General features: G+C 50.3%; 23 protein-coding genes. 13 read left to right on the top strand and 10 right to left on the bottom strand.

All coding sequences use genetic code 11. From position 1 onward, the window contains the following. Nucleotides 1-26 precede the first annotated feature (26 nt). Entirely contained in the window at nucleotides 27-1,127 is a 1,101-nt protein-coding gene (locus IPG80_RS19480; RefSeq protein ID WP_345110616.1) for a succinylglutamate desuccinylase/aspartoacylase family protein, read from the bottom strand. A gap of 106 nt (nucleotides 1,128-1,233) precedes the next feature. Next, nucleotides 1,234-1,542, bottom strand: coding sequence for a hypothetical protein (locus IPG80_RS19475; RefSeq protein ID WP_345110613.1), 309 nt, complete (start codon nucleotides 1,540-1,542; stop codon nucleotides 1,234-1,236). 62 nt (nucleotides 1,543-1,604) lie between these two features. Here IPG80_RS19475 and IPG80_RS19470 point away from each other — a divergent pair, with 62 nt between their 5' ends. Continuing rightward, nucleotides 1,605-2,132, top strand: coding sequence for a DinB family protein (locus tag IPG80_RS19470; protein ID WP_345110610.1), 528 nt, complete (start codon nucleotides 1,605-1,607; stop codon nucleotides 2,130-2,132). Between the two features lie 58 nt (nucleotides 2,133-2,190). Then, nucleotides 2,191-4,260: a S9 family peptidase gene (locus IPG80_RS19465; RefSeq protein ID WP_345110607.1), complete on the top strand. Its 2,070-nt coding sequence runs from the start codon at nucleotides 2,191-2,193 to the stop codon at nucleotides 4,258-4,260. Between the two features lie 58 nt (nucleotides 4,261-4,318). Here IPG80_RS19465 and IPG80_RS19460 read toward each other — a convergent pair whose 3' ends face one another. The 3 genes from IPG80_RS19460 to trxB form a co-directional block, all read right to left on the bottom strand. Then, nucleotides 4,319-5,635: a citrate (Si)-synthase gene (locus IPG80_RS19460; RefSeq protein ID WP_345110605.1), complete on the bottom strand. Its 1,317-nt coding sequence runs from the start codon at nucleotides 5,633-5,635 to the stop codon at nucleotides 4,319-4,321. 72 nt (nucleotides 5,636-5,707) lie between these two features. Then, on the bottom strand, nucleotides 5,708-6,643 hold the full coding sequence (gene mdh, locus IPG80_RS19455) for a malate dehydrogenase (protein ID WP_345110603.1): 936 nt from the start codon (nucleotides 6,641-6,643) through the stop codon (nucleotides 5,708-5,710). Nucleotides 6,644-6,855: 212 nt separating this feature from the next. Beyond that, entirely contained in the window at nucleotides 6,856-7,797 is a 942-nt protein-coding gene (trxB, locus tag IPG80_RS19450) for a thioredoxin-disulfide reductase (protein ID WP_345110600.1), read from the bottom strand. A gap of 300 nt (nucleotides 7,798-8,097) precedes the next feature. On the opposite strand from trxB, the gene IPG80_RS19445 reads away from it, so the two are divergent. The 4 genes from IPG80_RS19445 (at nucleotide 8,098) to IPG80_RS19430 (ending at nucleotide 11,690) form a co-directional block, all read left to right on the top strand. Continuing rightward, nucleotides 8,098-9,063 (top strand): NAD(P)-dependent alcohol dehydrogenase, encoded by a 966-nt coding sequence (locus tag IPG80_RS19445; protein WP_345110597.1) that lies wholly within the window; start codon nucleotides 8,098-8,100, stop codon nucleotides 9,061-9,063. A 285-nt stretch (nucleotides 9,064-9,348) separates the two neighbouring features. Then, entirely contained in the window at nucleotides 9,349-9,831 is a 483-nt protein-coding gene (locus IPG80_RS19440) for a hypothetical protein (protein ID WP_345110594.1), read from the top strand. Nucleotides 9,832-9,940: 109 nt separating this feature from the next. Beyond that, a complete protein-coding gene (locus IPG80_RS19435; protein WP_345110591.1) occupies nucleotides 9,941-10,621 on the top strand; it encodes a response regulator transcription factor in 681 nt (226 codons plus the stop codon). A gap of 100 nt (nucleotides 10,622-10,721) precedes the next feature. Beyond that, the gene (locus tag IPG80_RS19430) at nucleotides 10,722-11,690 is read left to right on the top strand and encodes a HAMP domain-containing sensor histidine kinase (RefSeq protein ID WP_345110587.1); all 969 of its coding nucleotides are present in this window, start codon (nucleotides 10,722-10,724) and stop codon (nucleotides 11,688-11,690) included. A gap of 33 nt (nucleotides 11,691-11,723) precedes the next feature. Here IPG80_RS19430 and IPG80_RS19425 read toward each other — a convergent pair whose 3' ends face one another. Further along, nucleotides 11,724-12,416, bottom strand: a complete 693-nt coding sequence (locus tag IPG80_RS19425) for a Yip1 family protein (RefSeq protein WP_345110584.1) — start codon at nucleotides 12,414-12,416, stop codon at nucleotides 11,724-11,726. Between the two features lie 267 nt (nucleotides 12,417-12,683). On the opposite strand from IPG80_RS19425, the gene uvrC reads away from it, so the two are divergent. The 7 genes from uvrC (at nucleotide 12,684) to IPG80_RS19390 (ending at nucleotide 18,994) form a co-directional block, all read left to right on the top strand. Beyond that, nucleotides 12,684-14,555, top strand: coding sequence for an excinuclease ABC subunit UvrC (uvrC, locus tag IPG80_RS19420; RefSeq protein WP_345110582.1), 1,872 nt, complete (start codon nucleotides 12,684-12,686; stop codon nucleotides 14,553-14,555). Then, nucleotides 14,552-14,926: a response regulator gene (locus tag IPG80_RS19415; RefSeq protein ID WP_345110579.1), complete on the top strand. Its 375-nt coding sequence runs from the start codon at nucleotides 14,552-14,554 to the stop codon at nucleotides 14,924-14,926. The genes uvrC and IPG80_RS19415 overlap by 4 nt, the downstream gene beginning before the upstream one ends. A gap of 11 nt (nucleotides 14,927-14,937) precedes the next feature. Continuing rightward, a complete protein-coding gene (locus IPG80_RS19410) occupies nucleotides 14,938-15,087 on the top strand; it encodes a hypothetical protein (protein WP_345110576.1) in 150 nt (49 codons plus the stop codon). Nucleotides 15,088-15,208: 121 nt separating this feature from the next. Beyond that, complete coding sequence (gene prfA / locus IPG80_RS19405) at nucleotides 15,209-16,285, top strand: peptide chain release factor 1 (protein ID WP_345110574.1); 1,077 nt, start codon at nucleotides 15,209-15,211, stop codon at nucleotides 16,283-16,285. Between the two features lie 46 nt (nucleotides 16,286-16,331). Beyond that, nucleotides 16,332-17,195, top strand: a complete 864-nt coding sequence (gene prmC, locus IPG80_RS19400) for a peptide chain release factor N(5)-glutamine methyltransferase (RefSeq protein ID WP_345110571.1) — start codon at nucleotides 16,332-16,334, stop codon at nucleotides 17,193-17,195. Nucleotides 17,196-17,217: 22 nt separating this feature from the next. Next, nucleotides 17,218-18,396, top strand: a complete 1,179-nt coding sequence (locus IPG80_RS19395; protein ID WP_345110568.1) for an HD-GYP domain-containing protein — start codon at nucleotides 17,218-17,220, stop codon at nucleotides 18,394-18,396. Beyond that, a complete protein-coding gene (locus IPG80_RS19390) occupies nucleotides 18,386-18,994 on the top strand; it encodes an L-threonylcarbamoyladenylate synthase (protein ID WP_345110565.1) in 609 nt (202 codons plus the stop codon). Before IPG80_RS19395 ends, IPG80_RS19390 begins: the two co-directional genes overlap by 11 nt. A 232-nt stretch (nucleotides 18,995-19,226) precedes the next feature. Here IPG80_RS19390 and tsaD read toward each other — a convergent pair whose 3' ends face one another. The 4 genes from tsaD to IPG80_RS19370 form a co-directional block, all read right to left on the bottom strand. After that, nucleotides 19,227-20,255, bottom strand: a complete 1,029-nt coding sequence (tsaD, locus tag IPG80_RS19385) for a tRNA (adenosine(37)-N6)-threonylcarbamoyltransferase complex transferase subunit TsaD (RefSeq protein ID WP_345110562.1) — start codon at nucleotides 20,253-20,255, stop codon at nucleotides 19,227-19,229. Further along, a complete protein-coding gene (locus tag IPG80_RS19380) occupies nucleotides 20,252-21,565 on the bottom strand; it encodes a TAXI family TRAP transporter solute-binding subunit (RefSeq protein WP_345110559.1) in 1,314 nt (437 codons plus the stop codon). The genes tsaD and IPG80_RS19380 overlap by 4 nt, the downstream gene beginning before the upstream one ends. 13 nt (nucleotides 21,566-21,578) lie before the next feature. Beyond that, complete coding sequence (locus IPG80_RS19375; protein WP_345110556.1) at nucleotides 21,579-22,388, bottom strand: AAA family ATPase; 810 nt, start codon at nucleotides 22,386-22,388, stop codon at nucleotides 21,579-21,581. A gap of 62 nt (nucleotides 22,389-22,450) precedes the next feature. Beyond that, nucleotides 22,451-23,704 (bottom strand): Xaa-Pro peptidase family protein, encoded by a 1,254-nt coding sequence (locus tag IPG80_RS19370; protein ID WP_345110552.1) that lies wholly within the window; start codon nucleotides 23,702-23,704, stop codon nucleotides 22,451-22,453. Nucleotides 23,705-23,710 lie beyond the last annotated feature (6 nt).

Below are 23,710 nucleotides of genomic sequence, written 5' to 3'. Positions count from 1 at the left end.
TAGTTAAAAATGGTTTTTTGGAATTTCTAATCGAAATACGTTTCAGGATATTCGCCAATTCTTGGCTCTTCATCGCGGATCGCCAACAGCACTGTTGATTCGCCAGGATAATACAAAATCCCAGACGGGCGTGAGATGACAAAACCATCATATTCCGAGTGCAATACGCCGAGAGATCGTCCCCACGCATCGCGCATTTCCACCAGCGGGTCGCCGACCTTCACAAGATCGCCCGGTTCCTTGAGATGATGAACGATGCAGGCTTGCGTCACCCGCGCCACACTGCGGCGATGAGTAGCGAAGCCGGGATCAACGACCTTGATCCCCGTGATCGGTTCCATCTCGCCGCCCAACATGCCGCCCCAGCGCATCACATTTCGCAAGCCTGCCACACCTGCATTCACCACTTCAGGAGCGGGTGTGTATGGGCTGCTAAGTTCAGCCGTCAATGCAGGGATGCCCACCAGCATGGATACAGCCGCTGTGGTGGCACGATGTAATTTTTCATTAATATATTTTTCTACTGCAAAATCAGCAGTGACGGTGTGTCCGTATGCCTGCGCCATTTCATCCATTTTTGCGCTCACTTCCGCGGCGCGTTTGCGTGCGGCTTCGTCACCTTTGCGATACAAAATGCGGTCACGAAAAATGAATGACAATGAACCATTGCTCATACAGTGCAGGTCAAAATAGAACGAAGCCGAATTCTTGATATCTTCGAAAATACGTCCATATGCCTGCTCTAATGCCGAGATGGGAGCATGATCTGGATCCGTAGAGGTTGATAGTCGCCCATCTGGGAAGAGGCGGTTCGGGTCGCCGTCATGATAGTATGCCTGGCGGTTCAACGTCCTTAAACCAGCAGGGTTCAAAGCCGGGATGGCAACGATCGTACCGCGCATCTGCTTGACCAATTCTGGCGTGATCAACTTGTGGATCACCTGAATGCCTGCGTGCTCGATACCATGAATACCTGCCGTGATCCAAAACACAGGTCCGTCTTCTTGCCCTTGCGCAATGACAACAGGCGCAACATCCGTGCCGCCCACAGGATGTTGCACAAGAACATATTCGCCATACACGATCTCGCCGGGTTTTGCAGCAGCAGTACCAATGGTAAGTGTCATACTGATAATCCTTTTTGCCCAGAATATGGTTCTACAAAAAACGACCCTCCGAAAAAAGGTCAGAGGGTGTCGATTTCAATCGGAAATACTTCAGCGAATGTGACGTCTATTTGATCAATCCATCCGAGATCCATTCCGGATCCGCAGTGGATTTGCCGACATTCCAGGCATCCACAATGTATTCTAGAAGGTCTGTCTGATGATAGCGTAACACCTCGATCATCTCTGCATAGCGTTTATATTCAGTGCGGTCGCGCGTTTGCTCGGCACCAAGTTCTTTATGGACGGATTTAAGCATAGCCAGCGCAATATCCTCATTCAGCTCACGCGCCTCCAATAAATTTCGAAGCAGGCTTAATTTGTCGTTGATACTGGGCACACGAAAAAATTGCAAATAGGTTTTTGAAGCATTCATAATCATTCTTATTATAAAGGCAATAAGGGGTAAGATATAATTTCTGAAAGGACATTAATACTATGAAAATCCCCCCTCCAAATTCCACAGAATACGCTCCTTACTACGATGGGTACATCCAATTCGCCCTAAAACGCGGGGATGTCTCCATCGCCCTGCCGCTCCAACTCGATGAGATGAGAACTGCGCTGGGAACTTTATCTGACCCTCAAGCACGCTTCAAACCCGGACCCGCAGAATGGTCAATCAAAGAAGTCGTAACTCATCTGATAGATACCGAACGGGTCTTTGCCTATCGGCTATTCTGCATCTCCCGCAAAGATAAAACTCCCTTCCCCGGCTTTGAGCAGGATGATTACGTCCGCGAGTCGGGCTCAGATGAAATTCCGCTCGCCGACCTGCTGGCTGAATTTGATCACCTGCGCCGCGCCAATATCCTTGCCATCAAGAATACAAAGGAAGCGAACTTTGCCGAGATAGGCACCGCCAGCGGAAACCCCGTCAGTGCACGGGCGTTGGTCTACATGTTGGTGGGTCATGTGGAACACCACATGGCGAGCCTGAACGAAAAATATCTGCCTTTCGCGTAAATCCATTCGTGACAGTCGTATTTTTTACGGCTGTCATTTTTATTTACAAGGAAACCTCATGCCCTCAAAAACGCATCAACCCAGTGCACCGAAACGACCTCATCCACTCACCAGCCACGGTGTCACCCGTGTCGACGATTATTACTGGCTCCGTAACAAGGAAGACCCGGAGACCCTAAAGTATCTGCGTTCAGAGAGCGATTATCTTGACGAAGTGATGGGACATACCCAGCCTTTACGTGAGGCACTCTTCTCCGAGATGAAAAATAGGATTCAGGAAACAGATACAACTGTCCCGGAGAAGCGAGGCGATTTTTTCTATTACGAGCGGACAGAAGCGGGCAAGCAATATCCCATCTTCTGCCGCAAAGCAGGCTCGCTCGAGGCACCCGAAGAAATTCTGCTCGACCAGAATCAACTGGCAGAGGGCAAATCCTTTTGCGGCATCAGCGGATTCGTCCCCAGCCCCGATGGCACGAAGCTTGCCTATCTCGTTGATTTTGGTGGACGGGAAATTTTTGAAATTTATATCAAAGACATCGCCAGCGGCGAGTACTACCCGGAAGTGCTTGAGAATATTTCAGGCAGCGCCTACGAACGCATGGGCGTGGAATGGGCAAATGACAGCAAGACCATTTTCTACATCACGCTTGATGAAACTCTGCGCCCGGATAAATTATTCCGCCATGTGGTGGGCAGCGACCCGAAAGAGGATGTGCTGGTTTTGCACGAAGAAGATGAAACCTATTATCTTTTCTGCAACAAGACTCGCGACGATGTTTTTATCACCACGTATCATTACAGCACCAACACGCGCGAGTTCCGCTTTATGGATGCGAACGACCCTGCCAGTGAGTTGAAGATCCTACAGCCACGAATTGATGGGCTGGATTATTACGCATCGCATCACAATGGGAAGTTCTTCATCGTCCATAACGAGAATGCGAAGAATTTCAAGGTAAGCCTTGCACCGGTTGAGAACCCGGGCAAAGAGAATTGGACAGATATTCTGACGCATCGCGAAGATGTGTTGGTGGAAGGTGTGGATACCTTCGAGAATCACATCGTCGTTCATGAACGCAAAGGCGGATTGAAACAATATCGCATCAGCGCTGTGGATGGGCTGAGCAATGTTCGCTATGTTCAATTCCCCGAACCGACGTACAGCGTCTACCCCGAAAGCAATGTTGCTTTTGAAACAAATTTATTGCGCCTGCGCTATTCCTCTCTCATTACGCCATTCACCATTGTAGATGTCAACATGGATACTGGCGAATGGGATGTAAAGAAGGAGGAAGTCATCCACGGGTTGGATAAGAAAAATTATGTGATGGAACGCATCCATGCCACCGCGCCCGATGGAACACAGGTGCCGCTATCTATTGCGTATCGCAAAGACCTGCAAAAGAAAGATGGGACAAATCCAGCGTTGATGTATGGCTATGGTTCTTATGGCGCGACGATTGATCCCTACTTCGACTCCAATCGCTTCAGCCTGATCGACCGTGGCTTTGTGTACGCCATCGCACACATCCGCGGCGGATATGACATGGGACGGGAATGGTACGAAAAAGGCAAGATGGAATTCAAGCGCAACAGCTTCACAGATTTCATTGCCTGCGGAGAGCATTTGGTCAAAGAAGGCTATGTCGCCAAAGATAAGCTTGCCATTCAGGGCGGCTCGGCTGGCGGATTACTCGTCGGCGCTTGCATGACGATGCGTCCGGATCTCTTCAGGGCAGTCATTGCCAAAGTGCCGTTCATGGATGTGGTCACGACGATGGAAGATGCCAGCATTCCACTCACAACACAGGAATACGATCAATGGGGCAACCCGGAAGATAAGGCGATGTTCGAGTACATGCTTTCCTATTCCCCATATAACAACCTGCAAAAAACGGACTATCCCAACCTGCTCATCACTACCGGCTTGAACGATCCGCGTGTCTCTTTTTGGGAACCTGCCAAGTTCACAGCAAAATTACGCGAGCTAAAAACAGATGATAACCTGGTCATCTTCTACGTCAACTACGACTCTGGTCACGCCGGGGCAAGTGGACGTTATGACTACATCAAAGAGATCGCGCTAGATTATGCGTTCTTGTTGGATCGAATGGGAATAAAATAAAGTAATAAATAAAAAGACCCTCGAAAAAACTCGAGGGTCTTTTTGATTCAAAATTTATTTACGCAGGTTGAGCTGCTTTCGCAACGGCATCTTCCACCATCTTGGTGGTCAGCGATTTGGGGCGTTCGATCGGCATGCCGAGGCCGCGCATCCAAATATAGTTGGCAGTCACACCCAGGGCGCGACCCACACCAAATAACACGGTATAGAAGTCGAAGTCACGTACGCCGTAGTAATACTGGAGCGTGCCGCTGATGGCATCGACGTTTGGTGCCGGATTCTTGGCTTTGCCTTGTTCTTTCAACACAGCCGGGACCACGTCAAAGACCATGTCGGCGAGGCGTACCAGATCATCATCCGGGAAGCGCTTCTTGGCGAAATCCATCTGCGCGGTGAAGCGCGGATCAGGCACACGCAACACAGCATGTCCGTAGCCAGGGATGACGTGTCCGCCGTTGAGCGTATCCCATGAGAATTTATACAATTCATCGCGAGAAGGAACGCCGCCAAATTTCTCCTTAACCTCGATCAACCAACCCAGGCATTCCTGGTTGGCAAGACCATGCAAAGGTCCAGCCAATCCATTGAGAGAGGCAGAGAAGGAAAGGTACGGGTCAGAAAGAGCCGAACCGACAAGGTGCATTGCATGAGCAGAAACATTGCCAGATTCATGATCGCTGTGCAGGATGAAATACAAACGGGCAAGTTCGGCATAGCCTTTCTTATCCGACACCTTCATCATGCGCGAGAAGTTCAAGCCGTAATCCTGCTTGGGGTTATATTTGGGCTTGCTGGTCTCGCCGAAATATTTCATGCGGTAGATATATGCCGCAATAATGGGCAGTTTTGCTGTCAGGTCGAGGCTGTCTTCGAGCGCAGCTTCCCAGTATTGATCTTTTTTCATGCTGTGATACTTCGCAGCAAAGACTGAGCCGTTCTGCAAGGCAAGCACCGCCTGAGAAAGCAGAGTCATTGGGTGCGTTTCCTTCGGCATCGATTTGAGCATCTTGAAAACGTAATCGGGAACGTTCGCGCGCTTTGCCCATTCGGCTTCCACTTCAAGAGCCTGTTCCTTGGTAGGAACTTCACCGATCAACAATAAATAGAACAAGCCTCCCACCAAAGGCATTTTTCCGCCTTTTGCTTTGGGAAGCGCCTTGAGCATATCAGGAATGGGCATGCCACGGAAAAGAATTCCATGAGCGGGGTCTACGAATGAAACATCGGTCAGCAGGGATTTGATATCGCGCATCCCACCGATGACCTGACCCACGGTCACGTGATCGATCACTACATCGCCGTGTTCCTTTGCCAGGGATTTAATGCGTTCGCGCCATGCGGGTAATTGAGCAGACAGTTTCTCGTGCAGAATCATGACAGACTCCTTTTAATTTTCAATACAAAAGTCGAAAGCCACATTTGACCTTCGACTTTTGACCTTTGACTTTTATAAACTCACCACGCTCTTGAGCGCTTCGTGCGATTCCTTGACAGAGGCAGCCGACTTCTCGAACATGGCTTTTTCGTCGGCATCGAACTTGTATTCGATCACCTTTTCCATGCCGCCAGCGCCGAGCATAACCGGCACACCGAAGTACATATCGTTCAAACCATAATCGCCCTGCATCAAGGTGGCGCATGGGACGATCAGTTTCTTATCCTTCAAAATGGCTTCTGCCATCTGCACACAAGCCATGGATGGCGCGTAATACGCCGAGCCAGTCTTGAGCAGATTTACGATCTCACCGCCGCCCTTGCGGGTGCGGTTGACAATGGCTTCAAGTTTGTCAGCAGGGAAATATTCCTTCAACGGAATGCCAGCGATATTGGAGTGACGGGTTAGCGGAACCATTTCATCGCCGTGACCACCAAGGACGTAGCACTGCACGTTCTCCACGCTTACGCCAGATTCCATGGCAACGAAGGCGCGCATGCGGGCAGAGTCCAAAATGCCGGCCTGACCAATCACACGTTCACGCGGCAGACCGGTCACCTTCATGGTGAGGTATGCCATAGTGTCGAGCGGGTTGGTCAATACGATGAAGATCGCGTTGGGTGAATGTTTGAGGGTTTCTGTGGCGGCTTTCCCCACGATCTCGGCATTGGTTTTGAGCAGGTCTTCGCGGCTCATGCCGGGTTTACGGGCAATGCCAGCCGTGATGATGATAATATCTGAATTTTTGGTGTCTTCGTAATTGTTGGTTCCCACTACGTGTGTATCTTTGCCGATAATGGGCATGGCTTCCAGCATATCAAGGCTCTTGCCTTGCGGCATACCTTCGACCACATCCAACAGCACAACATCGGCGAGTTCACGTTCAGCGATCCAGTGCGCGGCGGTTGCGCCGGTATTTCCTGCACCTACGATTGAGATTTTCTTCATCGTTCCTCCAATGGAATCGGCGTAAAACGCCATATTTTTCAATAATTCTATCCGAAAGTGACCTAGACCAAAAGTACAAAATGTCACATTTTTGGTCAAAAAAATAGGCTCGCCTATGACGAGCCCATTTATGGGAAAACTTGGGGCTGGCGCACCAAATGGACAGAAGCAACTGTCCCTAAGGCTGAAGCGGGATGGCGTCCGCTTCTTCCTTAACTGTGAACTGCTTCCATTTCCTCGAGATAGCGCGTCGCCTGAATTGCTGCTGCGGCGCCCATGCCCGCCGAGGTGACCACTTGTTTGAAGGTGGCATCGGCCGCCTCCCCCGCCGCAAACACGCCGGGAATGCTGGTTTCCATCTTGTCATTGACCTTGAGGTAGCCGAGGTCGCTCATTTCAAGCTGCCCCTTGTACATTTGGGTGTTGGGTGTATGACCGATGAAGATGAACAAGCCGTCGGTGTCGAAGGTGCTTTCTTCGTTGGTTTTTACATTCTTGAGTTTGAGTGTGGTGAGCTTATCACCCTGATTCACTTCTGTGACAACTGTATTGAGGATGAAGTTCATCTTGGGGTGCTCTTTGGCGCGTTTCTGTAAAATGGCGCCAGCACGGAAATCTTCGCGGCGATGAATGAGCGTGACAGAGGATGCGTAGCGAGTAATAAAAAGAGCTTCTTCGAACGCACTGTCACCGCCGCCAACGATGACGACTTTCTTATCTTTGAAGAACCAGCCATCACAGGTGGCGCAATAAGAAACGCCGCGACCGGTCATCTCTACTTCTCCAGGGACGTTGAGATGTACGGGGCTGGCACCGGTGGCAATGATGACGCTTTCGGCATAATAATCGCCGCTGTCGGCAGTCACCTTGAATGGGCGCTGGGAGAAGTCCACTTCGTGCGCCATATCGAATTCAACCTTCGCGCCGAAATGTTCCGCCTGCTTTTGGAAAAGCTCGCCGAGTTGCGGTCCGCCCACGCCTTCGGGAAAGCCGGGGTAATTTTCGATGGTGTGTGTAAGTGCAGCCTGCCCGCCCAGCTGCATACCGGTAAGCACCACGGGGGCGAGTTCGGCGCGGGCAGCATACAAAGCTGCCGATAAACCTGCGGGACCTGCGCCAAGGATGAGAACTTTTATGTGTCGATTATCTGTCATGGTTTCCTGCCAAATTATGATTTATTTCATCTTTGAGACGATGGGGTGAAGTCACTTATTACTGGATGCATTTTATCAGATGCACAAGGCAGGAAAAGGTTGCAAATTCGGCGATTGACGGCTGACCATAGACGATGGACGACCCAAACCATCCATCATCTATGGTCTATCGTTCGTTGTCCATTAACACTCCTCCAACGCAACCTCCACAGTCTCCACAATCTCTGGCGTGGATGTCCACATTTCCTCCATAATGAGATGTTAAATTCCAAGTACTTATCACCCAAGGAGAGTCAATTCATGAAAGCCGTTGTATATCATTCCTATGGTTCACCCGATGTTTTGAAGGTTGAAGAAATAGAAAAGCCCACTGTCACGGAGGATGGCGTGCTGGTTCGTATCCATGCTTCGTCGGTTAACCCGGCAGAGTGGTATGGAATGACAGGTCTGGTCGTTGCCCGTTTACAAAGCGGCTTGTTCAAACCCAAAGACTCACGTATTGGCGGAGATTTTGCCGGAGTGGTAGAAGCGATCGGAGGCAAAGTAACCCACCTCAAGCCCGGTGATGAAGTGTATGGTGGAAGAAATGGTGCATTTGCCGAATATGTCAGCGTGATAAATGCTGTGGTGCGCAAACCGGTCAACTTGACATTTGAAGAGGCGGCAGCCGTTCCCACAGCGGGGATCACCGCCTTGCAAGGGTTACGAGATCACGGAAAGGTAAAACCCGGGGATAAGGTATTGGTCAACGGCGCGGCAGGAGGCGTGGGCACGTTCGCAGTGCAAATCGCCAAAGCCCTCGGCGCAGAAGTGACCGGCGTGACCAGCACCAAAAATGTGGAGTTGGTCCGTTCGCTTGGAGCGGATCATGTGGTCGATTACACCAAAGATGATTTCACTCGCGCCGGCAAGCAATACGATCTAATTTTTGATATTGCCGGAAGCCGAACCTGGAAAGAATACAAGCGGGTCCTCAAACCGAATGCTAATTTTGTGATCGTCGGTGCGCCAAAAGGAAATAAAGTACTGGGTCCGCTGGCACGGATTTTCAATTTGAAACTTGCAAGTATCGGCGCCAGCCAAAAGATATCTTTTTTCATTGCCCAGTTCAACCGTCCCGATCTGGATATTTTGCGAGAAATGATCGAAAGCGGAAAAGTGAAACCAATAGTCGAAAAGGTCTATCCCCTGGCAAATGTGGTTGAGGCAATGACGCATTTAGGAACGGGACATGCACGCGGTAAGATTGTGTTAAAAGTGAAGTAGAAGATAAAAGAAGGAACCGTATGAGACTCAATATGCTGAAATATCATTATGGCAACCTTTCTTAATTTTATGGCGTTGACAGTAGATCAGCAGGGTTACTGGAAGAAACTCAGAAGAAGATGGAAACGCCATCCATACCCATCGAACATTGTCCGCTTCTCTGCTAACATTTTTCCTACATTCCCTCCACAATCCCTCACCCACCCATCCATATTTCCTCCACAATGGATTGATACATTTAGCGCATAGGAACAAACCAAATCAAAATCCTATTGAGAGGTAAAAATGAAAAAAGGTCCATTTATTGTATTTCGCGTTCTCGGTCTTCTGCTTGTACTTGGGTTGATCGCAGGCGCAGGGGCGTTTGGCTTCAAAGCCGGGATGATGCGTGGCATCGAACAGGCACCCGAAGTAGCCGCCGCCATTGAAAAAGCCGCTGAGGACGGTCAGCCTGCCGCACCGATGTATGGTCACGGATACGCCTATGGCTACCCGCAACCTTATGGTTTTGGTTTCCATCACCACTTCAATCCTTTTGGCGCGATCTGCGGCTCAATATTCTTTCTCTTTCTGTTCTTCGGCTTCATGAAGATGATGTTCTTCCGCCGCATGAGACATGGCTGGGGTCACCACGGACATCACGGTCCTTGGGGCAAAGGCTGGGAAGGTAACGTCCCACCGCCTTTCGAAGAGTGGCACAAACGCGCTCACGGTGAAAAGCCTGCCGAAAGCAACAGCGAAGAATCGGACAAGCCTGAAGAAAAGTAACCCGTGACGTAAAAAGAGACGAGTAACGTGGAGAAGCACAAGTCTTTCCCCGTTACTCGTCCCATCTTTCAATATTCCTCATTATTCATTCTGCATTTATACTCCCCCCATGCCTGAACTTATCCTCGTTGTTGATGATGAACCCAAGATCGTACGCATTGCGCGTGACTATCTGGAGAAGAACGGCTTCCGCGTCACATCCGCTGCGGACGGTCAATCTGCGCTGACAGTTGCACGCAGCGAAAAACCCGACCTCATCATCCTTGATCTGATGCTCCCCATCATGGACGGGCGCGAAGTTTGCAAGGTCTTGCGCCGCGAAAGCGACGTGCCCATCATCATGCTGACCGCTCTCGCCGAAGAAGTGGACCAGGTCACTGGCTTGGAGATCGGTGCAGATGATTACATCACCAAGCCATTCTCACCGCGCGCCTTGGTGGCGCGAGTCCGTGCTTTATTGCGCCGTTCCAAAGGCGAGATCAAAGCGCCCAGCCTTATCCGTCTCGGCGGCTTGGAAGTGGACCCGGATCGTTACTCGGTCACCTTTAATGGCAGCCCCATCAAACTGACGCCCAACGAGTTCAAACTCTTGCAATTGCTTGCCAGCCGTCCCGGGCAAACCCTCACCCGCGAACAACTGCTGGACGATCTACACGGCATTGCTTCCAGCTTCGACCGCAGCATCGACTCGCACATCAAGAATTTGAGAAAGAAACTCGAAAGCGCTTCAGGCGAATCCATGATCGAAACGGTTTACGGCATTGGATATCGCTTTTTAGAGATCAAATAAACATACCATGCGCCCGCCCTTTCCAAGACACCTCCCCCCTCCTCATATGCGTCGCAGCGGACGGCGATTTTTTCCATTCGCAATTTTCTTTATCAGTACATTGACGCTTTTCATTGGAGGCACAGCGGCTGCTTTATATTGGGCATTCTCAGAATATTCAGGCTTCAGGAATATTTGGTTATTGGTATGCGGCGCACCGGTGGCAGTGGTGGTCGTTGCCGTACTCACCCTTTTTACTTTATATACGCGCTTCGGTGAGCCGCTCAGCGGTATTTTCAACGCCATCGATTCGGTTTCAGAAGGCAATCTCTCGGTCCGCGTGAAAGAACATAATTCAGATGTGTTCAGCGAGTTGATCAAGCGTTTCAATAAAATGGTCGAAGAACTCGAACGTGCCGATAAGCAGCGCCGCAATCTCACCGCCGACATTGCCCACGAGCTTCGCACGCCTTTGCACATCATTCAAGGGAATCTTGAAGGCGTGTTAGATGGTGTTTACGAAGCCACACCAGACCACATCAACAACACACTGGATGAAACAAGATTACTCGCCCGGCTTGTGGAAGATCTACAAACACTCTCGCTCGCCGAAACGGGACAACTTCCGCTTCACCCCACCCGCTTCCTGCTCGCTGACCTGATAACCGATCTCACTTCAAGCTTTTCCGCCCAAGCCAAAACCCAAGGCGTGGAACTATTGTCGCAAATTGATGACATTACACAGGAACTCACTGCCGACTACGACAGACTCAACCAGGTGCTCTCCAACCTGATCTCAAATGCTTTACGTCACACGCCGTCGGGTGGAAAAATTTCTCTCGAAGCAGAGTCCATTCAAGTGCAGGAAAGAAGCGTACGGATCAGGGTCAAAGATACGGGTGTGGGGATCGCTCCCGAAAATCTGCCTTTCATCTTTGACCGGTTCTGGCGCGGCGAAAAATCGCGCACAAACCGAAGCAACAGCGGACTTGGGCTGGCGATTTCAAAACAACTGGTTCTTGCGCACAAAGGGACAATAGATGTGGAAAGCGAAGTTGGCAAAGGAACGACCTTTACCATCGAACTATAAAAAAGTCCTCCCGTTTGGGAGGACTTTTTGCGCCTACGGTACCAAGCCTTGATTGATCTGATTGAAGGTATTCGCGATCGCTGGACCGAGGATCATCAGCCCAATGAACACGACACACCCGCAGAATATACCGATCGCAAAAGCGGGGATCAACACCGAACCGATCGCTTTTCCCCAGTCAAACCGATTCACTGCTTTAACAGCCATAATGTTCAAGGCGGTTGCGTAAATACTTATGGCAAAACTAAAGAAACTAATACATACCCCCACAATCGGTATACTGCTTAGTAAGCTGAATATTCCTGAGACAATCGTGATTGGTAACGTGATCGCTGAGAGCGGGTAGATTAGCTTCTCAAAAGAACCAACCCCGCCAAAAAGTTTTGCAACCCATTGAAACAAGGCAGTAGAAAAAGAAAGTCCAATGGGATTAATGATCGCCATTGCGATCGGCATTCCACAGATCAATAGAGCGATCGTGCCCATATCATTTGAGCTGCCGCCTCCTTGAATAAGTGATTGTATAGCAAAACCGATGCCGAGCATAATTCCGCTAATAAGCCCCGCGATCACAGCCCAAATAAGCGCAGTTTGGACCTTTGCATCAGGGCTTTCTGAAATTTCAATAAACGTCTGTTCGTTTGGCTTTGTAACTGCCATGATCCAGGTTTGAACCCAACCAGCAGGACCCGGTTTTGATTCGGTTACAGGGGTATTCGAGGGCATTTGCTCCATTTTCATTCTCCTTAATTGGCTTGACTTTGGTTTTATTTTACGGGCATTTTATCGAAATCAACCCGCCTTAACCCAATTGTAACAAACAAGGCGTAAAAGTAAGAGAGACTCACGTTTGAGTTGACATCTCTTGAATATTCAACGGATGGTGGGTAAAAATAATCGCCCTACGGGTACTTTTAAAAGATTTCTAAAAAGTTTTTGTGAAAAATTTCAAGGCACAACTTGGATCAGTGATTTGCGATAGAATAACCGCCAATGGAAATTTCCGAGAAACTTCAGGGCATTCTTGCCACCCTGCCCACCAAACCAGGCTGTTATCTGTATCGCAACGCCGAAGGGACGATCATCTACGTCGGCAAAGCGATCAATTTAAAGAACCGCGTGCGGAGTTATTTCCACGCGGATTCAAGCCATGACAACAAGACCCGCCGCCTGGTGCGGGATATTACGGATATTGAGTGGATCGTGGTCGGGTCGGAACTTGAGGCGCTCATCCTCGAGATGAACCTCATCAAGAAGCACCGTCCGAAGTACAACATCCGCCTCAAGGATGACAAGCGATATCCATACATCAAGATCCATTGGAATGAAGCGTTTCCAAAGATCACCGTTACCCGTCAAATGGAAGAGGATGGCTCGCGCTACTTCGGTCCTTACACCTCGGCATGGGCGGTGTATCAAACATTGGAAGTGCTGCGCAAGATATTCCCCTACCTGACCTGCGACCGTGAAATTAACGGCAATGACCCGCGGGCATGTTTGTATTACGACATCAAGCTGTGTACTGCCCCGTGTATCGGCGCTATTTCAAAAGATGGCTATCGTCAAATGATCTCGGACCTGATGGAATTTCTCAGCGGTCATAGCGAGCCTGTCATTCAACGGGTTCAGGGCGAAATGCAAAAAGCCTCGGACGAGATGCGTTTTGAAAAAGCAGCCGCCCTGCGTGACCAACTCAAAGCCATGCAATCCATCATCGAACGACAGAAGATCATCTTCGGCACCGATTATGCCGATTCAGACGTTATAGCGATGGCACGCGAAGACGGTGAAGCCTGTGTGCAGATATTCTTCATCCGCGGCGGCAAATTGATCGGGCGCGAGTACTTCATTCTCGAAGGCACAGAAGATACAACTGATAACCAGGTCATGGAAGAGTTCGTCAAACAGTTCTACACCGAGGCGGCAAACATCCCGGAACAGGTCATGCTGCCTCAGGAGTTGGAAGAGCGCAAGATCATCGCGCAATGGCTTAGGTCCAAACGCGGCGGGCAGAAAGTGGAATTGTTCGTACCCAATGAAGGTCAACCCAAGGACCTCGTGCAAATGGCTTCAGAGAACGCATCTGAAACCCTGCAGGCCCTGCGCACACAGTGGCAGGCAGACGCCCACCGGCAGGAGCAGGCGCTTGCGGATCTGCAAACTTACCTGAATTTATCTTCCCCGCCCAATCGAATTGAGTGTTACGATGTGAGTCACACACAAGGTGTGGCAACCGTTGGTGCAATGATCGTATTTGAACAAGGAGTGCCTGCCAAACGGCTGTACCGCAAATTCAACATCGACAGCACCAGCATTGGCGCACCGGATGATTTTGCCTCGATGGAAGAGATGCTCACCCGCCGCTTCCGGCGTTGGAAAGGCTCACAGGAAAAAGAGGCAGAGGTCGGGTCGAAAAAAGACGAGGCGTTCTCCTTCCTCCCAGACCTGATCATCATCGACGGCGGCAAAGGTCAATTGGGCAGGGTCGTCAAAGTGATGGAAGACTATGGGTTGATGGGCGTTGTGCCGGTAGTGGGGCTTGCCAAGCAGGAAGAGGAGATCTTCTTCCCGCACAAAAGCGAGCCGTTGCTGCTCCCCCGTCACTCACAGGGACTTTACCTCGTACAACGTGTCCGCGACGAAGCCCATCGCTTCGGGATCACGGCACATCGGAAAAAGCGCACAAAATTGGGGCTGGCTTCCCAGCTTGATTCCATTCCGGGCATTGGTCCCACACGCCGAAAAGCGCTCTTGAAACATTTTGGCTCCATGGATAAGATTAAGGAAGCAAGCATCGAAGAGTTACTGGTGGTAAAAGGCATGAACGAAACAGCCGCCAAAAATGTAAAGGCGAATTTGGAATGAAAGAAGTTTGGGTCGTTGACGATGATGAAGAAATGGCTCGTGCGGTCAGTTTGATGTTAAAACTGCTCGATTATGAGTCGAAGCATTTTCTAGGTCCGCGCCCGGCGGCGCAGGCATTACTGGCAGGTAAACGCCCCGACCTGCTGATCCTTGATATCAACATGCCTGAAGTGACCGGGTTGGACATGCTTGAATTTCTGCGCCGCAGACCGGAATGGAAGCGGCTGCCGGTCATCATGCTCAGCTCCGAAGCTGCCGATATTATGGTGGACAAAGCCATGAAGCTCGGCGCGGACGGGTACGTGATGAAACCTGTTACAATCGAGGAACTTGAGAAGGCAATGGCTCAAGCTTTCTATAAAAATCTATAAGGTGAATTGAAATGGCTGGAAAAAATTCAAAATCTCAAAAACAAAATAAATTAATGGAAGATAGCGTCGCAAAGCGTCAAAAAACAGCACAGATCCTGTTCGCTGCCTTCGCCATCATCCTGATCATTTCCATGGTGCTTTCCGCAGTCGCTAAATACTAGCGCTGGTTTTGTTTTGATTCCCCGCGCGGCGCCTACCCGGTGCCGCGCTTTCTTGTGCAAATTTACGGAAAACCAACCATTAATGGTAGACCTTGGTCTATCGTCACTTATTTGAGGAACCATGCTCGATAAATTACAAGCCATCGAAGAAAAATTCGAACAACTCGGCAACGAACTGCTCGAGATCGGCAATGACTATAAACGCGCCGCCGAGATCAGCAAGGAACGTACCAGCCTTGAACCCCTGATCGAGAAGGCGAAAGAATACCGTCAGGCAATGAAAAGCCTGGAGGAAGCCAAAACCATCATCGTTACAGAGAACGATGCGGAGTTGGTCGGGCTAGCCAAAGCAGATGTAGACGACCTGACACCGAAGATCGAAATCCTCGAAAAAGAGATCAAAGGCTTGCTCGTCCCCAAAGACCCGCGTGATGATAAGAACGTCATCGTGGAAATCCGCGCAGGTGCGGGCGGTGATGAAGCCGCCATCTTCGCGGCTGATCTCTTCCGCATGTATACGCGTTTTTCAGACAGCCAAAAATGGAAGACCGAACTGATGTCTGAAAATGCTATTGGCGTGGGCGGATACAAAGAAGTCATCTTCGAAGTCAAAGGCAAAGGTGCCTACTCCAAGATGAAATATGAATCGGGGGTGCATCGTGTTCAGCGCGTACCTGCTACTGAGTCGCAAGGGCGCATCCACACCTCTACTGCCACTGTGGTCGTGATGGCAGAAGTAGACGACGTGGAAGTGGATATCCCCGAGTCGGATATCGAGATCGAAGTGTATCGCTCCTCTGGTGCGGGCGGTCAGAACGTACAAAAGAACTCCACAGCTGTACGCCTGTATCACAAACCCACCGGCATGATCGTCACCTGTCAGGATGAACGCTCACAGCTGCAAAACAAACTGCGCGCCCTCTCGATCTTGCGTGCGCGTCTGTATGAAATAGAAGAACAAAAACGCCGCGCAGAACTCGAAGCCGACCGCCGTTCACAAGTCGGTTCAGGCGACCGCTCCGAAAAGATCCGCACCTACAACTACCCGCAAAGCCGCGTTACCGACCACCGTATCGGTCTCTCAAATTACAACCTGCCCGCCGTCATGGACGGAGACATCGAAAGCTTCATCGACGAGTTAACCACTCGCGACGAAGCCGGTAAACTTGCCGCCACCGGCGTCGAAGATGATGAATAAAAAACATGGCGGCACTTAAAGCCGCCATGTTTTTTTATTACCAGCAATGAACCCTGAAACCCTGCTCAAACAATTCATTCCACAGATCAATTCTGATTCGTCAGCATTGGATGCGCAACTCCTGCTCGCCCATGTCCTTGGACGTACACGCACATGGCTGCTTACCCATCTTGACGAGCCTCTGACCCCGCCGCAAATTGCATCAGCAACCCTGGCGTTTTCCCGTCTGACAGCGGGTGAACCGCTGCCCTACATTCTCGGTCACCGCGAGTTCTTCGGGCTTGATTTCAACATCACACCTGATGTGCTCATCCCGAGACCAGAGACAGAACAAATGGTGGAAAAAGCCATTAAATGGCTGGCAGCATCTCCTGAGAGAAGAACCGTCGCAGACATTGGCACAGGGTCTGGCATCATTGCCACATCCATTGCCATGCATGTCCCGAGGGTTCACATCCTCGCCACCGACATTTCGCTTGCCGCGCTCAAGGTTGCCAAGCAGAATGCAGAGAAATTCCACGTCCATCACCGCATCGACTTTTTGGAATGCGACTTGCTGCCACAACACATCGACCCGCTCTCAACCGACCAGCACTTCGACCTAATCTGCGCGAACCTGCCTTACATTTCCACTGCAACCATGCGCTCGCTTCCGATCTATGGGCGCGAGCCCACCCTCGCCCTCGATGGCGGCGAAGATGGTCTTGACCTGTATCGCCGCCTGCTCCGTATCGCACCTGACTGGCTTGCCCCCAACGGCATGATCCTGCTTGAGATCGAAGCCACGCAAGGTATTGCCGCTTTAAACCTTGCGTCAGATATGTTCTCCGAATCCAGCATCTCTCTGCACCAAGACCTGGCTGGTCACGACCGCCTGCTTGAGATCCAAATTCGGACTCAATCGTTTTAATGCTTAAAGATATAATGAAAAAATGAGCAGGAACAAGGGAAAGTTCACATGGCAGGGTCTACTCCAATTACTGACCCACATCGAAACTGACGACCCAAGCATCAGGCGCAAAGGCGAACTGCTCGCTCTGTTCATCGGCTTATGTTGGGGGCTTTTGAATTATTCCGTCGTAAATACTGCGGTTGTACTCATCCTTCATCCTACCTATGAATATACGATCTATCTAATCGAAGACCTGCTGGTCTTTATTCCATTGCACATCTTTTGGAAAATGAATCAAAAAGGCAAGGTCTTCCTGACAGCCAACCTTGCCATCAGTTTTTCGATCCTTGCCGGTGTGTTCTTAAGCGACGCAAAATATATTGAATACCTCATGGTTATTTTCGCGCTTCCGATCGGGATGTCCAGTTTCATCATCCGCCCATCCAGTTCCTTTTGGTATGCCGGGCTCACCGCAACAGGATACACGATCAGCAGCTTAATAAGCGGCTACACCTGGGAATATAATCTTACAGCGGTCATGGCATTATTTGCACTCGCCTTCATGACCTGGGCAACCGCCAACCAACTTGAACGTACGCTTAAAAGAAATCAGACCCTTGTGGATACACTAAAAAAATCAAATAGTGAGATCCAGGCTGCATACGCTACCACGCTTGAAGGCTGGTCACGCGCACTCGAAGTACGCGACCGGGAAACACAAGGACATTCAAAACGCGTCACCGAATTGACCATTCGCATTGCCCGTAGAATGGGCTTTTCAGAAGATATGCTCGTCCATATCTATCGCGGCGCGCTTCTGCACGACATCGGCAAGCTCGGCATCCCCGATGACATCCTGCATAAAAAAGGTCCGCTCACCGAACAGGAAATGCGTATCATGCGCCTGCACCCCCAGATCGCCCTGGACTTATTATCGCCGATCGACTATCTCAAACCAGCCTTGAACATTCCGCGCTATCACCATGAAAAATGGGATGGCACAGGCTATCCGCATGGGCTATCCGGTGAGACCATACCGCTTGAAGCACGCATCTATGCCATCGTAGATGTGTTCGATGCCCTCACCCACGACCGTCCCTATCGCGCAGCAATGCCAACTCATGAAGCATTGGAATATATCAAATCTGAAGCGGGCAAACAATTCGACCCGGAAGTTGTCCGCGTCTTTTTAAGCGAGATCAATAATCGTGAAAACTGAAGTTCGCCCCGCTGCACAACTCCAACCCGCGCTGGATGTTCTAAAAAACGGCGGCATCGTCGCCTTCCCCACCGACACCGTCTATGGCGTCGGTGCGCTCGCATTCGATAATGCCGCCATCGAAAGCATCTACACTGCCAAAGATCGCCCGCTTGAAAAAGCGATTCCCATTCTGATCGGAGACCTAAAAGACCTCGAGGTGATCGGACTCAACATTCCAGATATGGCTTTGCGCCTTGCCGCCCGCTTCTGGCCCGGACCGTTGACCTGTATCATCCCAAAACAGCCAAGTCTCCCTCCAGCCGTATCTGCCACTCAGACCGTTGCCGTACGCATTCCCAATCACCCCGACGCTCTGGCGCTTTTACGAGCTGCCGGACCCATGGCCGTCACTTCTGCCAATATCTCCGGCAGGCAAAGCCCTATCAGCGTTCAAGAGGTTTATGATCAACTAAACGGACGCATCCCACTGATTCTCGATGGTGGAAACACGCCCGGCGGCATTCCATCCACCTTGGTGGACTGTACAGGAGAAACTCCCGTCATTTTGCGTGAAGGTCCACTAACTATGGAAAATTTAATCTCAGCCCTGCAATAGTGCTTGAGCACCAACAAAAACCCCGCTTTCCTGGATATTTTCATCCATAAAGCGGGGTTTTCATTTTGAGGCATTCCAATAAGTTCTTATTCCTCTAATCCAATCCTTAAGCAAACTTCAGGAACCATTAAACTCGGAGTATATAATAAGCATTGCATTCTCCTGATGTCAAACCCCCATTCGCTCGGGCAAGCGGCTGGGGGTTTGGTCTTTTAACTGCATAGAACTTATTCTACGACAACGGCCAGGCAGGCAGCACATCCATCTCCATTTCGGAGACATGCCCAAGTGCATAACGGAAATATCCCGCGGCACCGATCATCGCGGCATTGTCCGTACACAGTGAAATGGGCGGAATGTGAACAGGGAATTCCGTCTGTGCCTTGAACGCCTGACGCAAGGCGCGGTTGGCAGAAACACCACCTGCCACCAGGATCTGTTTTGCGCCAAATTCACGCGCCGCATTCATCGTCTTTTTGAAAAGCACATCCACCACAGCTTTCTGGAAAGACGCCGCCAGATCATGTACGGGGAGCCCATTACTGCGTTTCTTCAGTTCATTTACCTCATACAGTACCGAGGTTTTCACTCCACTGAAGGAAAAATTCCAGGTTCCATCGAGCCAGGCACGGGGAAAATTGAAGCGGGTTGGTTCGCCTTCCTCTGCCGCTTTCTGAATAGACGGTCCACCCGGATACGGTAATTCCAGTAGTCGAGCCACCTTATCGAAGGCTTCCCCGGCGGCATCATCCAAGGTCGAGCCGAGGCGTTGATAGGTCAAATGATCGGTCATCAAATTCAATTCAGTGTGACCGCCCGAAACGAGCAGCGCCATGAGCGGGAACTCCGGCGCAGGTGGAGCCTTCTCTCCTGCCTCATAAACCCATGAAGAATAAATATGCCCTTCCAAATGATTCACGCCAACAAGCGGCTTATCCATCGCAAGCGCCATGCCTTTTGCCATGTTCATACCCACAATGAGCGAACCGGCGAGACCGGGTCCTTGTGTAACGGCAATGGCATCAATATCGTTGAGGGTCAAGTGCGCTTGAGCAAGCGATTGTTGAACGACCGGCGTGATACTTAATACATGCTGGCGTGATGCCACTTCGGGAAATACGCCGCCATAACGGGCATGGATCTCCATTTGAGAAGCCACTACAGATGAAAGTAACGCCCGTCCATTTTCAAGGATGGCACAGGCGGTCTCATCACAGGAGGTCTCAATGGCTAGGATTCTGGCTGGTTTTAATTCGCTCATTTGATTATCTTTTTCTTTCTTCGAACCGGTTTCTTCAAGGTATCGTACCGCCGCCGGACAGCATCCATGGCCTTTTCCCAGACCAAAGAATATAATTGAAGGTCTGCTGATGAGATCTTGCCATCTTCCACGGCTTCCACTACTTCATTCAGCGACTCGAACAAGCTGCGTTCAATATATTGCACGACACGCAATTTCTTTGTGTAGGTCAGGTCGGCGAGCAGTTTGGCGAGCTCCAAATTATATTGAGACGCCGCCGATTTCTGCCTTTCCTGAAACCTGGCAAGCAAGGCAAAGTAGATCGAAACCAGCACTGGACCAAAAGTGAATAATAAACTGAATTCGGTGTAATACCGCACAAAAAATCCGGGTTCATCACTGTTGTAATGGGCAAGCGCACCGGGATGAATGGCGGGAACAATGGTTTGATACGCCACGGGAGATTCGATCCATATCCCTTGTGTGGTCTTTTGGACAATGTCATTTTGATGCTCAAAGATCACTTCTGTGAATAAATGGACGATCTCTTCATCCACATTCGCATTGACGAACAGAATGGTCGGCACGCCCACGATCTTTGTATCTTGCATTGGCGTAACCGGGTCTGCCGCCAGGTAAGTGCCCTTTGGAAGGACATATTGAAACAAAAACGGGTATTGGATGCGCATGGCATCAAATTGCTCTAGCTGCAGAAAGCGGATATTCGTTTTTGCGGCCAACTCACGCAGGCTTGCGTTGCCAATGGTATTCGCGCGGAACATGGCATCTACCTCGCCATTGATAAATGCTTCATCCCGCAGTGTACCATCTTCAAATGGGATCACTTCCACGTCATCGGCTGTGACGCCGTAATAGGAGAGCAGATCAAAAACGGATTGGAATCCGCCGCCGCTTTGAGAAGAAGTGGCGATCTTCTTCCCTCGTAGATCCGCCGGGGTGCGAATATCTGAATCTGTTTTGACGATCATATGAAATACCTGTGGATATAACAAAGCCACAGTTTGCACTTGATCGTTCAATTCTGCATCCAATTGAGCGGTGCCAAAATCGGCTTGATGGGTACGCAACAGGTCCATGATCTGGGTCGAGCCGCCCGTTTGCACGAGCCTGATCCTGATTCGCGGATCGCGATTCTGGACAGCTTTTGCCAGCGCATCCATGATGATGTAACTCTGACTGCCTTCTTCATTTGTAGCGATCACCACCGTCTGAACCCGGAACGTATCGTACAAATAAAACCCGCCAATGACCAGCGCCAGCACAGCCGAAAGCCCAATAAGTGAATATAGAAATGTGCGTGACTTTAACATGTAAAAATTCCTACTACATTAAATGCCGCAAAAAAGATTGTGGGTTTTCCAGAAAATCCCTTGTCAAACGAACGTGTTCAAGGTCTTCATATTTTACTTGTTTTATCATGCCATTCTCAAAGCTGAGGATCTGCGCTTCAGGGAAGGCGAGGATGATCGGCGAATGTGTGGCGATGACGAACTGCGCCTCCTGCTCGACCATTTGCTTGAGTGCCGAAAGGAAACTGAGCTGCCGGGACGGCGAAAGCGCCGCCTCGGGTTCATCCAACAGATACAAACCACCGGGGACAAAACGCGCCTGGAACAACGTAAGGAAAGCTTCGCCATGCGAGAAATTATCCAAGTCTTTGCCGTAGCGGTGTTTCATCGCCGCCAGCTGACCGGAATATGCCGAGCGTGCCAGGTCTTGTGCAAGCTTTGAGCGCCCTTTGTAATCACGGTCAACATTCGTTAATTCTTCTTCCAATTCTTCACGCGTCTCACGCATAGAGCGGGCATAGCCGAAGAAATCCTCGGCGCGCATAAAGAACCCTTTGTGCGTGCGCTTTGTCCATACCAGCTTGAAATACTTTGCCAGCTTACGGATCGGAGCGAGAGTCTTATCGGTCTTTACGCTTTCACTGCCCACCGTAATGGACTCGACCGCACAAGCCAGCGCCTCCATCACCGTCGATTTACCAGAGCCATTCTCCCCCACAAAAAAGGTCACAGGCGCGGTGAACTTGATCTCGGGGAGAGAGCGAATCACCGGAACTGTGAATGGGAATTCGTCTATTTCGCTTTCAGGGAAAGGACGAGGGGTAAGAGATTGGAGATGGATCATTTAGGGACGATAGACCACGGACGACAGAGGATGGGCTTTTTATGAACCATCATCCGTCATTATTATTTCTTCTTCCATTTTTTCATCGGCAGGACAAAATCATACGGGTAGTCTGCCAGTTTTTCCATCACACCATCGGGGCGCACCCAAAGTGTATCTTCGATACGGAAACCCATCCCTTTTTCAGGGTAATACAAGCCCGGCTCGGAGGTGATGATCACGCCGGGTTTGAGGCGTTGGTCATCGCCTGCGGTCAAGCCGCTAAATGGACGTTCATGGATGTTCAAGCCGACACCATGCCCCAAACTGTGGACGTAGCCCTCAATAGGCGCCTTGGTATTCATCGGAGTCTGATGACCCTTCGAGTCAAAATAATCGCAGGTCATCTTGTTGTAATCTTTGAACGCCACGTTCAGGTCAAAGTTATCGTTCAACGTATCATAGATCTCCTTGACCTGGTCGAACAACTTCTGCGCTTCGGGTGTGGTGTACCCGAGGCTCCAGGTGCGGGTGAAGTCATAGTAATAACCGCCGCCCGCTTCAGCAGGATAGATATCAAAGACAATCGTCTGACCGAGGCGCATCAGGTCGGTTGGGTTGCCAGCGGAGTGCGGAACACCCGCATCGCGCCCGATGGCAAAGATGAAGCCGGAAGGAAGTTCCGCACCATGCTCGGCTACCCATAAACGGATCCTTGAATGCACATCGCCCACAGAAAGCGGCGTGCCATCTTCTTTGAGAAGAACTTCATCGTTACGCACATCACAGGAAGTAAGATAGTCGCGGACCTTCGCCACAACTGCCGTGGTGATCTGCCCCATCTTGCGGATGCGTGCTACTTCGTTCTCATCCTTGGTTTCCATGGCACGTAAGAATATCGACTCATCCCGTGCCTCACCAACAAACTCAAGCCCCGGCATCAACTTTTGAAGGTGGCTCAAAGCGCCAAACACCGAACTAACATCATAATGCCCATATACCCCCACCTTCCCCTGGGAAACACCAACATCACTAAACATCATCTGATAACGCAAGGCATTTGCCAGCAACTGATTCCCGTCGGCTTTTTGCATACATTCGTTGTAGTCATACTTGGTATAGGGAATCAGCTTCAGTCCGCTTTTGGCGGCTTCGTCCCGCTCCATATCATTGAAAAAATAGACGGGTTCCTCTCCGCGCTTTTTGATGATGGTGGCATGGCTGACATGTCCGCCACCCGTCAGGTAATACATGGGCGGATTATTTTCGGCGTTCCCAAAAACAATGAACGCATCTAAATCACGGGCTTGCATAATGGCATCGAGATCTGATTTCATTTGTTT

The organism is Candidatus Villigracilis vicinus, assembly GCF_016702885.1.
In the GTDB taxonomy this organism is placed as follows: domain Bacteria; phylum Chloroflexota; class Anaerolineae; order Anaerolineales; family Villigracilaceae; genus Villigracilis; species Villigracilis vicinus.
The sequence above is the reverse complement of the archived record's forward strand: the minus strand, read 5'-3'. Positions and strand labels throughout refer to the sequence as shown.

Excerpts from the sequence above, each read along its gene's own strand:
- IPG80_RS19480 (WP_345110616.1), bottom strand. The coding sequence starts at position 1,127 with ATGACACTTACCATTGGTACTGCTGCTGCAAAACCCGGCGAGATCGTG.
- IPG80_RS19475 (WP_345110613.1), bottom strand. The coding sequence starts at position 1,542 with ATGAATGCTTCAAAAACCTATTTGCAATTTTTTCGTGTGCCCAGTATC.
- IPG80_RS19470 (WP_345110610.1), top strand. The coding sequence starts at position 1,605 with ATGAAAATCCCCCCTCCAAATTCCACAGAATACGCTCCTTACTACGAT.
- IPG80_RS19465 (WP_345110607.1), top strand. The coding sequence starts at position 2,191 with ATGCCCTCAAAAACGCATCAACCCAGTGCACCGAAACGACCTCATCCA.
- IPG80_RS19460 (WP_345110605.1), bottom strand. The coding sequence starts at position 5,635 with ATGATTCTGCACGAGAAACTGTCTGCTCAATTACCCGCATGGCGCGAA.
- mdh (WP_345110603.1), bottom strand. The coding sequence starts at position 6,643 with ATGAAGAAAATCTCAATCGTAGGTGCAGGAAATACCGGCGCAACCGCC.
- trxB (WP_345110600.1), bottom strand. The coding sequence starts at position 7,797 with ATGACAGATAATCGACACATAAAAGTTCTCATCCTTGGCGCAGGTCCC.
- IPG80_RS19445 (WP_345110597.1), top strand. The coding sequence starts at position 8,098 with ATGAAAGCCGTTGTATATCATTCCTATGGTTCACCCGATGTTTTGAAG.
- IPG80_RS19440 (WP_345110594.1), top strand. The coding sequence starts at position 9,349 with ATGAAAAAAGGTCCATTTATTGTATTTCGCGTTCTCGGTCTTCTGCTT.
- IPG80_RS19435 (WP_345110591.1), top strand. The coding sequence starts at position 9,941 with ATGCCTGAACTTATCCTCGTTGTTGATGATGAACCCAAGATCGTACGC.
- IPG80_RS19425 (WP_345110584.1), bottom strand. The coding sequence starts at position 12,416 with ATGCCCTCGAATACCCCTGTAACCGAATCAAAACCGGGTCCTGCTGGT.
- uvrC (WP_345110582.1), top strand. The coding sequence starts at position 12,684 with ATGGAAATTTCCGAGAAACTTCAGGGCATTCTTGCCACCCTGCCCACC.
- IPG80_RS19415 (WP_345110579.1), top strand. The coding sequence starts at position 14,552 with ATGAAAGAAGTTTGGGTCGTTGACGATGATGAAGAAATGGCTCGTGCG.
- IPG80_RS19410 (WP_345110576.1), top strand. The coding sequence starts at position 14,938 with ATGGCTGGAAAAAATTCAAAATCTCAAAAACAAAATAAATTAATGGAA.
- prfA (WP_345110574.1), top strand. The coding sequence starts at position 15,209 with ATGCTCGATAAATTACAAGCCATCGAAGAAAAATTCGAACAACTCGGC.
- prmC (WP_345110571.1), top strand. The coding sequence starts at position 16,332 with ATGAACCCTGAAACCCTGCTCAAACAATTCATTCCACAGATCAATTCT.
- IPG80_RS19395 (WP_345110568.1), top strand. The coding sequence starts at position 17,218 with ATGAGCAGGAACAAGGGAAAGTTCACATGGCAGGGTCTACTCCAATTA.
- tsaD (WP_345110562.1), bottom strand. The coding sequence starts at position 20,255 with ATGAGCGAATTAAAACCAGCCAGAATCCTAGCCATTGAGACCTCCTGT.
- IPG80_RS19380 (WP_345110559.1), bottom strand. The coding sequence starts at position 21,565 with ATGTTAAAGTCACGCACATTTCTATATTCACTTATTGGGCTTTCGGCT.
- IPG80_RS19375 (WP_345110556.1), bottom strand. The coding sequence starts at position 22,388 with ATGATCCATCTCCAATCTCTTACCCCTCGTCCTTTCCCTGAAAGCGAA.
- IPG80_RS19370 (WP_345110552.1), bottom strand. The coding sequence starts at position 23,704 with ATGAAATCAGATCTCGATGCCATTATGCAAGCCCGTGATTTAGATGCG.